Source organism: Enterococcus sp. DIV0086, from assembly GCF_050498705.1.
GTDB classification, from domain to species: Bacteria; Bacillota; Bacilli; order Lactobacillales; family Enterococcaceae; genus Enterococcus; species Enterococcus faecalis.
The window spans coordinates 555,235-570,152 of record NZ_JBNIDN010000001.1; the positions used below are offsets into that span (position 1 = coordinate 555,235).

Genomic DNA, 14,918 nt, shown 5'->3' on the forward strand with positions numbered 1-14,918 from the left:
AAGCGCTTTTAAAAAGAAGAGGAGTTTCTGATGAATATTCAGCTTTTAAAGTACTTCATTGAAATTGTTAATACCCGCAGTTTATCGGCGGCCGCTCGCAATTTATTTGTCACCCAACCAACACTTTCTTTAGCATTGAAAAAAATGGAATCTGAGTTAGGCACAGCGTTGTTTGATCATTCTGATCAACCGTTTCAATTAACCGATACAGGTGTTTATTTATATGAACATGGCCAAGAAGTTGTTTTTCAATTCGATCAATTGGTAACAGATATTCGTGAAATGAACCAGAAACCAGTTAAAAAGCAATTGCGTTTAGGCTTAACTACTTTATTTGCTGTACAATTTATGAAAGAAATTTCACGATTTTTAACAACCCATCCACATGTGAATTTAATATTACAGCAAGATGGCTCGCCAAAATTACAAACGATGTTAGCAAATAAAGAAATTGATATGGGACTAATTTCTTTCCCAAATACCTTACCTGAAATTATTCATATTGAACCTTTAGAAACGACTACCAAAGGCTACCATGTTTATGTCGTGGTACCAGAATCAAATCCTCTCTCCCAATATGAAAAATTAACTTTTAAAGATTTGAAAGATCAACGATTTTCATCGTTAAGTGATAATTTTATGATTGGTCGCCTACTACTAGATCGGACTCGGAGCTTCGGTTATGAGCCGAATATCATTTTGCATAACGATGATTTACAAGTACTTCTTTATAGTTTACAAAAAAATAATTCGATTTGTTTGCTGCCGATTGAATATTATGAAGTGGGAAAAAGTCAGGGACTGAAATGGATTCCTTTAAAAGATAAGTTTGACTATTTCCCCATCGGCATTGCTTTGCGCCGCGATTTTAGTATGACAGAAGATGTTAGAGATTTTATCCAAATCATTAAAGAAAATTAATGGATAGCCTAGCCTTGATAAGCAAAGACGACTTTACTATCATAAAGTTTCAACACTTTTTCAAATAAGAATTTTGAGAATAAACCCGCGACAATTGGAACAACAAACCAAGAAAAGAGTAAGGGTAAGATCCCTAAGCCCGCATCCAATGAAGCAAGTGGTCCCACGAGTCCAACCAAGCCAAATCCAGCCGATTGTGGGGTTCCTGAAATGTTGAATAGAACCACAGGAATTGCTGAAATAGTCGCTGTAAATAAACAAGGAATTAAAATAATTGGGTATTTAAATAAGTTAGGCATCATCATTTTCATGCCGCCCAAAGAGACAGCCAGTGTCACTCCTGATTGGTTGACATTCCAAGAATTAATCACAAGAACAACAGTTGTGGCTGCAATTCCCATTGCAGCAGCACCTGCAGACAAGCCATTCAACTGAATCGCCAAACCGATTGCCACAGTAGTGATTGGCGAAATAATCAGTGCAGCAAATGAACAAGCAATTAAAATACTCATGATAATTGGCTGGAAATCAGTAAAATTGTTAATCACTTTACCAATGGCGACCGTGATCTGTGTCACATATGGGTAAATCAACATGCCAAACAAGCCTGCACCTACTCCAACAACGATCGGTAAAGCAATGATTTCCACTGAACCGAATTTTTTATCGATGACTAATAAAAGTAAGACTGCAACAGAAGCGGTAATCATAATATTAATGATGTCACCAGTGCCTGCACCAATAAAGCCTTTCACTTCTGAATTAAATTTAATCACGCCAGAGCCAGCAAATGCTGCACCGCCAGCAATCATCATTTTCTGTGGCGTTAAGCCAAATTGAAAAGCAATCAGTCCACCAATAATTAAAGGGGTGGCTAGTTGGAAAATTTGCGCCGCATGAATAATCATTTCGATAATCTTGTATTCTGCAAAATATTTTAAAATGGCTCCTAATACAGCATTGGGAATTAAGGCGATAATGGTGCCGGAAGCTGTTCCAGCTAACACTTTGTTAAAAAATATTCTTGGGGTTAATTGAGCATCCAGTTTATCAGCGGGCATTTTCAACACTCCTATTGATTATTTTTGTTTTTTTAAAACAAGTTTGAGAATGATTGAACTTTCTGTTAGATAAAGAGCGGCCTCAAAGAAGAGCGCTTATTTCTTTGAGGCGCTTTTTATTTAACTAAAGCAAGGAACGATTTTTAATATACATCCGTATCCGCATTATATTTCGCTAAATTATCTTTAACATCTCGCAAGAACTTACCTGCTTGTTGTCCATCTAAAATTCGATGATCAATAGAAAGACATAAATTAACCATATCTGCCACTTTAAAGCCTCCATCTGCGGTTGGCACAAGGCGTTTATTAATTGACTCTACTTGTAATATCGCAGCTTGTGGATGGTTAATAATTCCCATCGATTGGACGGAACCTAGTGTTCCAGTATTATTAAGAGTAAAGGTCCCTCCTTGCATTTCTTTGCTTGCTAGCGTTCCTTGTCGGACTTCTTGTGCCAAGCGATTGATTTCTTTAGCTAGCCCTGCAATTGAATAGTTATCCGCTTGTTGAATCACTGGCACATAAAGATGCTCGTCTGTCGTTACAGCTATGGATAAATTAACATCTTTATGATAAATAATTGAGCCATCATCCCAAGATGTATTGATTTTTGGATTTTTCTTTAACGCTTGAATGACTGCTTTGGCAAAAAATGGGAAGAAGCTTAGAGATAGGCCCTCTTGTTGTTTAAATTCATCTTTTAATGAATTTCTAAGTTGGACTAAGTTGGTCACATCCGCTTCCACCATTAACCAAGCGTGAGGGATTTCGTTGACGCTTTGGACCATTTTTTTAGCAATTGCTTTACGTACAGGATCTGCAGAGACAATTTTATCTGTGGTTGTTTCAGTTGGACTAGCTGTTGCGGCGCTTTCATTTTGCGAAGCAACTGGCTCCTCTGAAATTGAAGGGCTAGTTCCTGGACTCACTGTTTTCTCAGGTGTTCTTGCCTGTGTTGGTGTAAAGTTTGTAACATCTTTTCTAGTAATTCGACCATCACGACCTGTCCCTGTAACTTGTGTTAAATCAATCTTTTTTTCTTGGGCAATTTTAAGGACTGCTGGGGAATAACGACCATTATTTTTTTGATGGGACGTCGCAGCGCTTGTTGTTTCAGCCGTTTCATGTTCTTGCGCTTGTTCCGCACTTGCTTCTTTCACTGGTGCTAAAGTAGCTACTTCTGTTTTTTCGGTTGTTTCTTCTGTCTCTAACGTCATCACCGCTGTTCCGATGGGTACATCTGTATCTAGAGAAATCAGAAATTCTTTTACTACACCATCAAAATCTGATGGGACTTCCGTGGTGACTTTATCAGAAACGACTTCCATTAAGGGATCATAGCGTTTCACTGAATCTCCTGGTTTAACTAACCATTGGACAATGGCTGCCTCTGTGACACTTTCGCCTAGATGAGGCATTTTGATTTCTTTTGTGGCCATTTATTTTTTCCTCCTTGCTTCAATTAAAATTCTGCTAATTCTTTCATTGCTGCTAATACTTGTTCTTCATTGATTAAAAATTCTCTTTCTAAAGGTAATGCATAAGGCATGCTTGGACAATCAGGTCCTGCAAGTCGTTGAATCGGTGCATCTAAATCAAAGAGAGCATCTTCTGAAATCATTGCCGCAATTTCACTCATCACGCTGCCTTCTTTATTGTCTTCTGTTACGAGTAAAACCTTCCCTGTTTTCTTAGCTGCAGCTACTAATGTTTCGCGATCTAAAGGATATAATGAGCGAACATCGACGATTTCGGCATCAATTCCTTCAGCGGCTAGTTTTTCTGCCGCAGCTAAAGCTAATTGCAAGGTCATGCCGTAACTAATCACGGTTAAATCACTACCCGTTCTAACGACATTGGCTTTGTCAATTGGTACGATATAATCATCTGCAGGCACTTCATCTTTTAGTAGACGATATAAACGCTTATGTTCGTAAAAAATGACTGGATCATCGGAACGAATCGCTGCTTTAATCATCCCTTTTGCATCATAAGGATTAGAGGGGGTCACAACTCTTAATCCTGGTTGTCCACAAAAAACTTTTTCTGTAGACTGAGAATGATACAGCCCACCACGAACACCGCCGCCATAAGGTGTCCGATAAACGATTGGCGCAGTCCAATCGCCTTTTGTTCTATAGCGCATTGTCCGAGCCTCTGATAACAATTGATTGGTTGCAGGCAAAATGTAATCCGCAAATTGAAATTCACCAATTGCGCGATAGCCCATTAAACCTAAGCCGACAGCTAAACCACCAATTAAACCTTCTGTTAACGGTGTATTAAAACAACGCTCGTCACCGTATTTAGCAGCCAAGCCCTTTGTTACACCGAACACGCCGCCTTTGTCGCCGCCGACATCTTCCCCAAAAATAACTACTTTTTCATCACGAGCCATTTCTTCAGAAATTCCTAAGTTAATTGCTTCTAAATAAGTCATCTCAGCCATTATATTTCTTCTCCTCTTCTCTTATTTTGCATACACTTCTTCTAAAATTGATGTCGGTACAGGATCTGGCATTGCTTCTGCTTCATCCGTTGCTTGATTGATTTCTGCACGAATTTCTTCATCAATTTTGGCAATGTCTTCGTCTGTTAAATAGCCCTCTTCTAATAATTGTTTTTCAAAAAGCTTCACTGCATCGTTCTTTTTCATCTCTTCAATTTCTTCTTTTGAACGATAAACAGATTGATCATCGTCAGCGGAATGAGAAGTCAATCGAGAAACCATTAATTCAATCAATTTTGGTCCTTTTTTCCCGCGAGCCGCTTTTACTGCTTCTTTAAATGCTAGATAGACTTCAGTAAAATCACTACCATCAACGGTTACACCTTCAAAGCCATAAGCTTTCGCGCGATCGGCCATTCGTTTATTGGCATACTGTTCTTCAATTGGGACAGAAATCGCATATTCATTATTTTCAACAACAAAAATGACTGGTAATTTTTTTACGCCTGCAAAGTTCATAGCTTCTTGGACTTCTCCTTGATTGGCAGAGCCTTCCCCAGTGGTGGTCAATGCAACAAAATCAGCTTTTTGAAGTTGCGCTGCATAACCAACACCTGTTGCTAATGGCATTTGTGTACTTACTGTTGAAGAGAAGGAAACAATATTATGCTCTTTTGAACCATAATGATTCGGCATTTGACGACCATGGGAAGAAGGATCCGCTTCTTTTCCAAAAGAACCCATTAAAATATCTTTGGAGGTCATGCCCCAAACCAAGCACGCGGTCATATCACGATAATACGGTAAAAAATAATCTTTTTGAGGATTAAAAGCCATCGCCATCGCTACTTGTGCAACTTCTGCCCCTTGACCAGAAATATTGAAAGAGGTCTTACCAATCCTTGTTAATTGCCACAACCGTTCGTCTAAACGACGTCCTCGTAGTACTTGACGATATGCCTGAATCAATTCTTCTTTTGATAAACCCGATTTTTTAAGCGTTTTCATTTTCATCAACCTTTCTCTATTTGTGAATCGCTAAGCCATAAGTATCTAAGGCTGCTTCTTGCAATACTTCTGTCATTGTTGGATGCGCATGGATTGCTTCACCAATTTCAATGGGCGCGGTATCTAAATACATGGCAGTACTTGCTTCGGCAATTAAATCCGTGACATGTGGCCCAATCATAGAAACCCCTAATAAATCATCGGTCTTCTTGTCACGAATTACTTCTATAAAGCCATCTGTTTCTCCATAAACAAGTGATTTACCATTACCATTAAAATTAAAGGTGCCAATCACTACTTCTTTTTCTGCTGGCAAAGTTTCTCTAGTATAGCCGACACTTGCTATTTCAGGATTTGTATAAACACCTCGAGGCACGTTTGTATAATTTAAAGGTTCAACTGTCTCGCCTAAAAGATGCTGAACAGCTAACTCTCCTTCTTTCATAGCCACATGTGCTAGTTGGAGTGTATCGATACAATCACCAATCGCATAAATATGTCCTTCTGTGGTTTGATAAAATTCATTTACTTCAATGCCTTTGTCAGTATATATCACTGAGGTATTCTGTAACCCTAACTTATTGATATTGGGCTGACGTCCAATTGCTACCATGACTTTGTCAACAGTGAGGGTTTCTTGTCCTGCAACTTCTAGTTGAACCTTTTGTCCGGTAACTTTCGCTTCTTGGACTTTGCTATCTAATAAAATGTTAATTCCTCGTTGCTCTAAACGTTTCTTTAATTCTTTAGAAATTGTTGCACTCTCATTTATAAGTAACCGATCCAAAAATTCAATGATAGTTACGTTGACACCTAAACTATTTAATAAAGAAGCCCACTCGACACCAATAACGCCACCACCAATAATTGCAATTGATTCTGGTAGCTCTTCTAATTCAAGCATCCCATCAGAAGATAAGATAAATTCTTCATCCAGTGGCAAATTAGGTAACGTTTTAGGACTAGAACCTGTCGCAATAATGACATTTTTAGGAACGATAATTTCTTCTTCCCGTGTTGGATCATTAAACGTAACTGCCACTGCGCCAGAGACTGGTGAAAAAATAGAGGGACCTAAAATTGCACCTTCGCCTGCTAAAATTTTGATTTTATTTTTCTTGCATAAGCCTTCAACACCTTTGTGCAACTGCTCAACAATTCCTTCTTTCCGTTGTTGTATTTTAGAAAAATCAATGGACGCTGCCTCTGTTTCAATCCCAAAAGAAGCCGCTTGTTTTAAGGTATCAAAAACCTCTGCGCTTCTTAATAAAGCTTTTGTAGGGATACAGCCTTTGTGCAAACAAGTGCCACCTAATTTGTATTTTTCAACAATTGTGACGTTTAGCCCTTTTTGTGCGGCTCGAATTGCTGCTACATAGCCTCCTGTTCCGCCACCTAAAATCAGTAAATCTGTTTGTTCCGCCATTTTGATCACTCCTGCTCAATTTTTGCTTCACTATAATTTAAAGCTTGTTCTTCCCCTGTTAATACTCGATTGACGCCTTCATATAAAGCAGCCATCTCCATTTCACCTGGGTAAACCTTAATTGGTGCAATCCAAGTGACTTTTTGACTAATTTCTTGAACAACGGTTTGCGAATAGGCTGCGCCCCCTGTTAAAATAATTGCATCAATTGCGCCTTCAAGAACCACGGCCATCTCGCCAATACTTTTTGCGATTTGGTAACACATTCCTTTTAAATAGTAATTTGCTGTTTGATCACCTGCAGCTATTTGTGCTTGGATATGCCGTAAATCTGTTTCACCTAGGTATGATTTAAGTCCGCTATTACCCGCAATTAGCTTTTTCACTTGGCTAATCGTCAACTCCTGTTCAAGTATCCATTGCGCAAATTCAACGAGCGGTAAGGCCCCACTGCGTTCAGGCGTATAAGGACCTTCACCATCAAGCCCATTTACCACGTCCACCATGCAGCCTTTTTGATGCGCCCCCAAGCTAATACCCCCACCTAAATGAACAACGATAAAATTGCTTTGCTCATATGTTTTCCCTAAATCCTCAGCGATTTTTCGAGCGACCGCTTTTTGATTTAAGGCGTGACCAACGCTACGCCGGTGAATGCCTTTTAATCCGGAAATCCTGGCTAATGGCTGTAGCTCATCTACAACAACAGGATCGACAATAAAGGCTGGCACGTGATATTTTTCTGCAAACTCATTAGCTAAAATCGCCCCTAAATTTGAAGCATGGGTATTAAAGCGTTCTGTCCGCAAGTCTTCTAGCATTTGTTGGTCGACAAGATACGTACCGCCAGGAATAGGCTTAAGCAAACCACCACGCCCCACGACAGCGGCTAATTGTGTGATGTTATGTGTTTCTAAAAATTCCGCGATCATTTGTTTTCGAAATGGTGTTTGACTGACAACATTTTCAAAAGGTGCCAATTCTTGGACGCTATGTCTAAGCGTTTCTTCTGCCAAGCAATCATGATTAGCAAAAAGCGCTAACTTCGTGGAGGTCGAGCCAGGATTAATAACCAATACTGTTTCCATTTTTTTCTGCTCCTTTTTTTAAACTTGTCTCATGGCAAATCTTAATGAATGGAATTTGCTTTCTGTTGAATCGCTTCTAGATGTTAAAACGACTGGGACTTTTGTGCCAACAATCGTTCCTCCCACTTTGGCGTGCCCAAACAAGGTTAATGATTTGTATAAACAATTTCCAACATCAATAGTTGGGACCACTAAAATATCTGCATCCCCCATGATAGGACCGCTGTAACGTTTATGCGCAACCGCTTCTTCAGAGGTCGCTAAATCAAGCGAAAGTGGCCCAAAAACCGTAGCCTCTTGTTGACCATTAAAATGTGCCGTGACTTCTTTTGCTAAAACAGACGAAGGCATTTTAGGATTGAAATTTTCCGCTGCGCTTAACAAAGCAATTTTCGGATGATGCAGTCCCAATTTTTGGGCGACTTCTTTAGCATTTTCAACAATTTCAATGAGGGTCGCTTGAGTGGGGGCGATATTCATCGCACAATCGGTTAACAAGAAGGTTTTTCCCGCAGGCAGCTCCACCATTGCTACATGGGAAAGAATCGGTTTATTTTTTAATTGATGCTCACTTTTCAACATTTCTTTTAGTAATGTGTGGGTCTGAATAATTCCTTTCAATAAAATTTGTGCTTGACCAGTTGCAACTAGACTGACAGCTTCCCGTGCTACCGCGGCCTCATCTGAGCAATGAACATATTTCCAGAGATTTTCAGTATCAAGATTTTCGTTTGTATCAAATACAATAAACTGCAACGGTTGCTCGGCTTCTTTTAGCGCTTTTTTAACTAGCTGTAAAATCTCTGGTTGTGAACCTCCTGCAATTGAAACAGTGATCATTTTCTCACCTCATTTTTTCTTCTTTACACTTTAAATCTACCTCAGTATGTAAGCGCATACAAATTGTTAATTTTTATGCCCTTATTAATATTTTTTATAGAGACGGAAAAGCTTAGTAAATCAAGCTTTTCTTTCTCTAAACAATTGTTATCTAATTTACTTTTCATGAAAAAACTTCTTTTCTAAGAATGAAAGGAAAACTTATGCTTCGGCACAGCTGTTTATTTATGTCAGATCCTAAAGCATGTTATACTTTAGATACTTATTTTTAGGAGGAATTAAATGGCACTACTACTATTCTTTTTGTTTATCGCCCTACTAGGATTTGGTATATTAAAAATTAATAACCGCAGTATCCTCGGCGGTATCACTCTGGCTTCTGGCACCTTATTGTCATTAGTCACTTTACTATTTATCGGACTAGACAAAATTTATTTACATTTTAAGAATGGCGACCTAATTACTTTGGCCATTGCTTATCTATTAATTCCCGCTGTGTTTATCGGCATTTGCCTTTACTTTATTTTTAACTCACGTACGATGCAAACGAAAGAAGGCAAAAGTGTCACGGCTAAATTGTCGGCGGGCTTAGGGCTGAACTTATTAATTGCTTTACCAGCCTTTCTATATTTATTATCAGTTGGCACAGCGCAAATACCTTATGTGCTTTTTCTGTTCTTACTTTTTCTATTGTTAATGGATCTTTTGCTGACCTTTCTATTTGCTGCTTACGTCTTGTATTCATGGATGTACCAAATGATTCCTTTAAAAAAAGCGGTTGATTATATCATTGTTTTAGGTTCGGGAATTCGTAGCGAGGAAGTACCTCCACTTTTGAAGAGTCGGTTAGATAAAGGGATTGAATATTATGAAAAAAATCCCACCGCTAAATTTGTAGTCAGCGGTGGTCAAGGTCCTGACGAACCTGTGACCGAAGCATTCGCAATGAAAAAATATTTGCTTTCACAAAATATTCCTGCAGAAGCAATTTTGATGGAGGACCAATCCACAACCACTTATGAAAATATGTTGTTTTCTAAAGCAATAATTCAGGCAGATTGGCAAAAGATGCCGTCTGATTCTAAACAACCCTCTGTTATTTTTTCAACAAATAACTATCATGTCTTACGAGGAGCTATGTATGCCCATCGTGTCGGCTTAAAAGCTGAAGGTGTCGGGGCGCCAACTACCTTATATTTTTTACCAACTGCTCTAATCCGAGAATACATTGCCTTACTGGTTCATGATAAGCGAATTGTGCTTTTTGTTTTTCTACTTGTCACTCTTCTTTTAGGAATCAGTATCTTACCCATCTAAAAAAACAGCGACTCACATTTTTGTGAGTCGCTGTTTTTATTCTTTTAATATAAAAAGGTTTAATGAACGTAATTGGCTATCAATGCAATCAGCCATAAATGGAGCGGATAGAATCCGTAAAATAAATATTTGAAAAATGGTGTTTTGCTCCCTCTCTCACCATTGTAAAGCGATATAAATGGTAACACAGTGATAAACATAAAATCAGAATTATAAGCTAACATTTCAATTGTCGTTGGCCAATCTCCCAACCATTGAAAACTTGTAACTAAGAAAAAGAGCGCTAATGCACCATATAAACAGTTCCGTAAGACAAGTCTCTTTCTGGCAAGATACGTAATCAACATAAAAGGTAACATCACAACGCCACCTTCAGCAAACATTGCTCCTATTCCTAAAATGGCTAATATACTAATCAATAAAACAATTTTTAAACTGATTTTTGGCATCTCTAGCATCGCTTTTGTCACAATTAACATACTGACACCAAGGGCTAAGGTGAAGAAAATATTGTTGTGAACAGCGACAGCTGGATTATTCACTAAATGATTTAGAAGCGTATTTCCAACAAACATGATTGCTGCCCAAATATACAAACGACCATTGTAACGATAAACATTCCGTGTATAGTTGAACCCTTCTACAGCCATGTAACCAAAAAACACACCGACACAACGAGTAATTACATGAAAAATCAGTGCCCATTCTGGCGGAACAAAATAACTAATATGGTCAAGAACCATTAACCCCATCATCAATAACTTTAAGCGATTTGCGTTCATGAATCGTCTCCTTTATTTTTTCTACAGAAACTATCATATCTTTTTATATAACAGAAAACAACGAACATTCTTGTTAGATTCAACCATTCTTTTTGTCACTTTCGTTAAACTTGGTACCGCAAAGATAAATCTTCAAATAAATAATGTTGGTATTTAAATTGTTCAAAATGAATTTTTCGAATTTCTTGCTTAATGGCTATTAAGCATTCATCGACCGTCATCAATGATTCTTCTTTTAGAAGCGCCTCTTCTATTAATAATTTGCATTGGCAATCAATCAATAAAAGTTGACTATAGAATGTGTAAAATGTTTCTTTATTTAATTTTCCAATCAAATTTTTAGCTTGATTCTGCAGCTTTTGATAACATTTGGTCAATTTTTGATAATCCATTAAATCAACTAACTGACCTTGTTTTAACATGTTACTAAAGTCTAAATCCCAAAGCATTTCTTTAGTCGGCTGTTGCAATAAATAATACATAGAATGACTACTAATAATTTCAGTGGTCGGTTCTTCAATTGTTTCATAAAAAGTCACAAAATATTCTCGCTCAATCACAGTAATAATTTCTTCTTCTGAAAGCTCACAATCTTCTAAATTTTGATAGAATATCAATAATTTAATCCGCTCATCTATTTTATTCAGCGAAGCGACTAATTCAGGAAAAAGAACCGACTGACAATTCTCTACTAATTCTCTTGCCTTATTTTGTTCATTTTTATAAAAGCTGTATAACTTTTTCCGCTGTTTTAACGAGTTTAATAAGTTATCGGGTATATTCCAGTAATATTGTTTCTTCATAGCATTCCCACACTTCTTTTTTATGTACAATTTTACAAAATTGGTCTTAGCCAATTTCGTCTCTAGTTATTCTATCAAAAAAGTGACGCTTTTTTACTGACAATAATTACTCGTTTTACGCCCAAAAAGTGAAAACTCAGCTGTTAATTAATTATTGGGGCTTGTTTCTCGCGGGCCGAAAAAACTTTTTCCTTTTAAAAGTCCAGAAAAAGACCTACACTAGAGATAGACAAACGTTGGAGGGATTTAAATGGATTTACACTTAACGAATAAATTAGCATTAATTACTGGTTCAACCAAAGGAATTGGCAAAGCAATTGCGATTGAAATGGCTCGTGAAGGGACCGATGTCATTATCAATGGGCGCAATGAAGCCGAAGTAACTAAAGTTGTTAAAGAAATACAAACAATGTTTCCAGACACTCATCCTCAAGCAGGGACTGCCGATATTTCCATTGAAAGTCAACGAGCTACTTTGCTTGAAAAATTCCCTAAAGTCGACATTTTAGTGAACAATATGGGGATTTTTGAACCAATGGAATACTGGGATATCGATGACGCCACTTGGGAAAAATTTTTTACTGTGAACGTGTTGTCAGGCAATGCATTAGCAAAAGCTTATCTACCTAAAATGCTTGCACAAGATTTTGGTCGCATTATTTTCATCGCTAGCGAAGAAGCGGTGATGCCTTCTGGCGAAATGCCCCAATATAGCATGACAAAAACGATGAATCTTTCCTTAGCTAAAAGTTTATCTAACTTAACTGTTGGCACACATGTCACCGTTAACACGGTTATGCCTGGCTCAACCCTTACCGAAGGTGTAGAAAAAATGTTGGAAGATATGTACGCTGATTCAGACATTCCCAAAGAGGATTGGGAAAAAGATTTCATGAAAAATCATCGTTCTCGTTCACAAATCCAACGGCTCATTCGACCAGAAGAAATTGGTCGTTTTGTTACCTTTGTGGCCAGCCCAGATTCTTCTTCTTTCTCAGGAGAAGCCTTAAGAATCGATGGCGGCTTAGTTCCAACAATCTTCTAAAATAAACAAAAAAGACAGCCAGCAAAAATTCACATTTTTTGCTGGCTGTCTTTTTAAGCATATTAATTGATTACTTACCAAAAGTAAGTTATATTTATCTCGAATTCGAAATAAAAAGAGGTGAAACAATGACCCAACAGCAAGAAGCTTTAAAAGCCTATATCGGTTTATTAAGAACCAGCCATCGACTAGAGCAACTTGCCAAGCAAGATGTCACTTGTTATGACTTAAACATTACAGAATTTTCAGTATTAGAGCTGTTACTCCATAAAGGTCCTCAGACCATCCAAAAAATTAAGGAGAAAATTTTAATCGCTAGCAGTAGCACCACTTATGTTATTGACCAATTACATAAAAAAGGCTATGTAACGCGCACCCCCAGTGAAAAAGACCGACGCATTACTTACGTTGAATTAACAGAAGCTGGAAAAACATTAATTAAAGAAATTTTCCCGACGCATGCAAAGCGAATTGCAGAAGCATTTGAACAACTCTCTTCCGAAGAATTAACACTTCTTCAAAAAACTTTACGAAAAATAACAAATGAAACGAAATGAGGAAATAATGATGAAAAAAGAAGATCAATTATTAGGAATCCACCACGTTACAGCTATGACAAGTGATGCAGAAAAAAACTATCACTTCTTTACAGACGTTTTGGGGATGCGTTTAGTCAAAAAAACAGTGAATCAAGATGATATCTATACTTACCATACCTATTTTGCTGATGATTTGGGTACACCAGGTACAACCATGACCTTTTTCGATTTTCCCAATAACCCTAAAGGATTAAAAGGAACCAATACAATTTCAAGAACAGGGTTCCGGGTTCCTTCAGATGCAGCTTTGACTTATTATGAAAATCGCTTTAATGAATTTGCGGTCAAACACACAGGTATTTCTGAAGAATTTGGCAAAAAGATCCTTCGCTTTTGGGATTTTGATGATCAAGCGTATCAATTAATCTCTGATGAATTAAATCAGGGCGTTGCAGCGGGCATCCCTTGGGAAAAAGGACCTGTTCCAACAGAATTTGCGATTTATGGCTTAGGACCTGTCGAAATAGCTATTTCCTATTTTCATGAATTCAAAGAAGTCTTTGAAGAAATTCTAGGCTTTCACGTAGTGGCACAAGAAGGCAAGCGCTATTTACTAGAAGTTGGCCAAGGTGGCAATGGTGCCCAAGTCATTTTGGTAGACGATGATACTAGCTCACAAGCGCAACAAGGATATGGTGAAGTACATCACGTTGCATTCCGCCTAGCGGATCGTAAATCACTTGGGACTTGGCAAGCGCTCTTTGATCATTTAGGCTTACAAAACTCTGGCTATGTCGATCGTTATTACTTTGAATCATTATATGTTCGCATTGGACATATTTTAGTCGAATTAGCCACCGATGAACCAGGATTTATGGGGGACGAACCTTACGAAACATTAGGAGAAAAGTTATCTCTTGCGCCATTTTTAGAAAACCGTCGTGAGTATATTGAGAGTGTTATCAAGCCTTTCAATACAAAACGAGCCTAAGGAGGAAAAAACATGCATTCAATTTTTAAAAAAGGACATCCTGAAGCACCTGTCTTTGTGCTACTTCACGGTACAGGTGGTGATGAAACATCTCTCCTACCAATTGCCCAAGAACTAAATAAACAAGCTACTGTGCTAAGTATTCGTGGTGATGTTTCAGAAAATGGAATGAATCGTTATTTTAAGCGCCTAGCGGAAGGTCATTATGACTTAGAAGATCTAGAAAAACGCGGCGAGGCGCTTCATAAGTTTATTCAACAAGCCGCTAACGAGCATCAATTTTCATTGGATAAAATTATTTTTATTGGCTATTCAAATGGGGCCAATATCGCTATTCAATTATTGCTTACTCATCCCGACAGCTACCATCAAGCTGTCCTCTATCATCCCATGTTTCCTGTTGAATTGACCAATCAACCAGACTTGACCGACACTTCTGTTTTATTATCTCTAGGAGAGCATGACCCGATTGTCCCACTTCCTGAGAGTATGCGTGTGATTCAACTATTTCAGAATCATGGAGCAACCGTACAAGAGGTTTGGACACAAAGTCATCAATTAACTTATCAAGAAATTAAGGAAACACAAACTTGGTTGGCACATCTGTCCTCTTAACAAAAAGTGGGTCCTAAGTCGAAATGACTT

14 protein-coding genes and 2 pseudogenes are annotated in these 14,918 nt (G+C 38.0%); 6 read left to right on the forward strand and 10 right to left on the reverse strand.

Annotated elements, in window-relative coordinates; translation table 11 throughout:
• Positions 1-30: 30 nt before the first annotated feature.
• Positions 31-921: a LysR family transcriptional regulator gene (locus IGI63_RS02620; protein ID WP_002357478.1), complete on the forward strand. Its 891-nt coding sequence runs from the start codon at positions 31-33 to the stop codon at positions 919-921.
• Positions 922-929: 8 nt separating this feature from the next.
• Here IGI63_RS02620 and IGI63_RS02625 read toward each other — a convergent pair whose 3' ends face one another.
• The 8 genes and pseudogenes from IGI63_RS02625 to ptb form a co-directional block, all read right to left on the reverse strand.
• The gene (locus tag IGI63_RS02625; RefSeq protein WP_429975262.1) at positions 930-1,982 is read right to left on the reverse strand and encodes a PTS sugar transporter subunit IIC; all 1,053 of its coding nucleotides are present in this window, start codon (positions 1,980-1,982) and stop codon (positions 930-932) included.
• A gap of 143 nt (positions 1,983-2,125) precedes the next feature.
• Positions 2,126-3,058 (reverse strand): annotated as a pseudogene (locus IGI63_RS02630) (dihydrolipoamide acetyltransferase family protein); the annotation flags it as partial.
• A gap of 195 nt (positions 3,059-3,253) precedes the next feature.
• A pseudogene (locus IGI63_RS02635) lies at positions 3,254-3,424 on the reverse strand (biotin/lipoyl-containing protein); the annotation flags it as partial.
• A gap of 23 nt (positions 3,425-3,447) precedes the next feature.
• Entirely contained in the window at positions 3,448-4,434 is a 987-nt protein-coding gene (locus tag IGI63_RS02640; RefSeq protein ID WP_002357475.1) for an alpha-ketoacid dehydrogenase subunit beta, read from the reverse strand.
• Positions 4,435-4,455: 21 nt separating this feature from the next.
• Positions 4,456-5,448 (reverse strand): thiamine pyrophosphate-dependent dehydrogenase E1 component subunit alpha, encoded by a 993-nt coding sequence (locus IGI63_RS02645; RefSeq protein WP_016622399.1) that lies wholly within the window; start codon positions 5,446-5,448, stop codon positions 4,456-4,458.
• Between the two features lie 10 nt (positions 5,449-5,458).
• Entirely contained in the window at positions 5,459-6,868 is a 1,410-nt protein-coding gene (gene lpdA / locus IGI63_RS02650; protein WP_429975263.1) for a dihydrolipoyl dehydrogenase, read from the reverse strand.
• A gap of 5 nt (positions 6,869-6,873) precedes the next feature.
• Positions 6,874-7,956 (reverse strand): butyrate kinase, encoded by a 1,083-nt coding sequence (gene buk, locus IGI63_RS02655; protein WP_429975264.1) that lies wholly within the window; start codon positions 7,954-7,956, stop codon positions 6,874-6,876.
• An 18-nt stretch (positions 7,957-7,974) separates the two neighbouring features.
• Complete coding sequence (gene ptb / locus IGI63_RS02660) at positions 7,975-8,796, reverse strand: branched-chain phosphotransacylase (RefSeq protein ID WP_429975265.1); 822 nt, start codon at positions 8,794-8,796, stop codon at positions 7,975-7,977.
• A gap of 282 nt (positions 8,797-9,078) precedes the next feature.
• Between ptb and IGI63_RS02665 the strand changes: the two genes are divergently transcribed.
• Positions 9,079-10,113 carry a YdcF family protein gene (locus IGI63_RS02665; RefSeq protein WP_429975266.1) on the forward strand — a complete coding sequence of 345 codons (1,035 nt, stop codon included), beginning with the start codon at positions 9,079-9,081 and terminating at the stop codon, positions 10,111-10,113.
• A gap of 59 nt (positions 10,114-10,172) precedes the next feature.
• Here the strand turns inward: IGI63_RS02665 and IGI63_RS02670 are convergent, their stop codons facing one another.
• Both IGI63_RS02670 and IGI63_RS02675 read right to left on the reverse strand, forming a co-directional pair.
• Complete coding sequence (locus IGI63_RS02670) at positions 10,173-10,895, reverse strand: TraX family protein (RefSeq protein ID WP_429975267.1); 723 nt, start codon at positions 10,893-10,895, stop codon at positions 10,173-10,175.
• 104 nt (positions 10,896-10,999) lie between these two features.
• Positions 11,000-11,752, reverse strand: coding sequence for a DUF7006 family protein (locus tag IGI63_RS02675; RefSeq protein ID WP_429975268.1), 753 nt, complete (start codon positions 11,750-11,752; stop codon positions 11,000-11,002).
• A 196-nt stretch (positions 11,753-11,948) separates the two neighbouring features.
• Between IGI63_RS02675 and IGI63_RS02680 the strand changes: the two genes are divergently transcribed.
• The 4 genes from IGI63_RS02680 (at position 11,949) to IGI63_RS02695 (ending at position 14,888) form a co-directional block, all read left to right on the forward strand.
• On the forward strand, positions 11,949-12,743 hold the full coding sequence (locus IGI63_RS02680) for an SDR family NAD(P)-dependent oxidoreductase (RefSeq protein WP_002364009.1): 795 nt from the start codon (positions 11,949-11,951) through the stop codon (positions 12,741-12,743).
• A 128-nt stretch (positions 12,744-12,871) separates the two neighbouring features.
• Entirely contained in the window at positions 12,872-13,300 is a 429-nt protein-coding gene (locus IGI63_RS02685) for a MarR family winged helix-turn-helix transcriptional regulator (RefSeq protein WP_002380343.1), read from the forward strand.
• Positions 13,301-13,310: 10 nt separating this feature from the next.
• The gene (locus tag IGI63_RS02690) at positions 13,311-14,273 is read left to right on the forward strand and encodes a ring-cleaving dioxygenase (protein WP_429975976.1); all 963 of its coding nucleotides are present in this window, start codon (positions 13,311-13,313) and stop codon (positions 14,271-14,273) included.
• A gap of 12 nt (positions 14,274-14,285) precedes the next feature.
• The gene (locus IGI63_RS02695) at positions 14,286-14,888 is read left to right on the forward strand and encodes an alpha/beta hydrolase (RefSeq protein WP_002361880.1); all 603 of its coding nucleotides are present in this window, start codon (positions 14,286-14,288) and stop codon (positions 14,886-14,888) included.
• The last annotated feature ends 30 nt before the right edge of the window (positions 14,889-14,918 follow it).

Coding starts and splice junctions, on each gene's coding strand:
- IGI63_RS02620 (WP_002357478.1), top strand. CDS start 31: ATGAATATTCAGCTTTTAAAGTACTTCATTGAAATTGTTAATACCCGC.
- IGI63_RS02625 (WP_429975262.1), bottom strand. CDS start 1,982: ATGCCCGCTGATAAACTGGATGCTCAATTAACCCCAAGAATATTTTTT.
- IGI63_RS02640 (WP_002357475.1), bottom strand. CDS start 4,434: ATGGCTGAGATGACTTATTTAGAAGCAATTAACTTAGGAATTTCTGAA.
- IGI63_RS02645 (WP_016622399.1), bottom strand. CDS start 5,448: ATGAAAATGAAAACGCTTAAAAAATCGGGTTTATCAAAAGAAGAATTG.
- lpdA (WP_429975263.1), bottom strand. CDS start 6,868: ATGGCGGAACAAACAGATTTACTGATTTTAGGTGGCGGAACAGGAGGC.
- buk (WP_429975264.1), bottom strand. CDS start 7,956: ATGGAAACAGTATTGGTTATTAATCCTGGCTCGACCTCCACGAAGTTA.
- ptb (WP_429975265.1), bottom strand. CDS start 8,796: ATGATCACTGTTTCAATTGCAGGAGGTTCACAACCAGAGATTTTACAG.
- IGI63_RS02665 (WP_429975266.1), top strand. CDS start 9,079: ATGGCACTACTACTATTCTTTTTGTTTATCGCCCTACTAGGATTTGGT.
- IGI63_RS02670 (WP_429975267.1), bottom strand. CDS start 10,895: ATGAACGCAAATCGCTTAAAGTTATTGATGATGGGGTTAATGGTTCTT.
- IGI63_RS02680 (WP_002364009.1), top strand. CDS start 11,949: ATGGATTTACACTTAACGAATAAATTAGCATTAATTACTGGTTCAACC.
- IGI63_RS02685 (WP_002380343.1), top strand. CDS start 12,872: ATGACCCAACAGCAAGAAGCTTTAAAAGCCTATATCGGTTTATTAAGA.
- IGI63_RS02690 (WP_429975976.1), top strand. CDS start 13,311: ATGAAAAAAGAAGATCAATTATTAGGAATCCACCACGTTACAGCTATG.
- IGI63_RS02695 (WP_002361880.1), top strand. CDS start 14,286: ATGCATTCAATTTTTAAAAAAGGACATCCTGAAGCACCTGTCTTTGTG.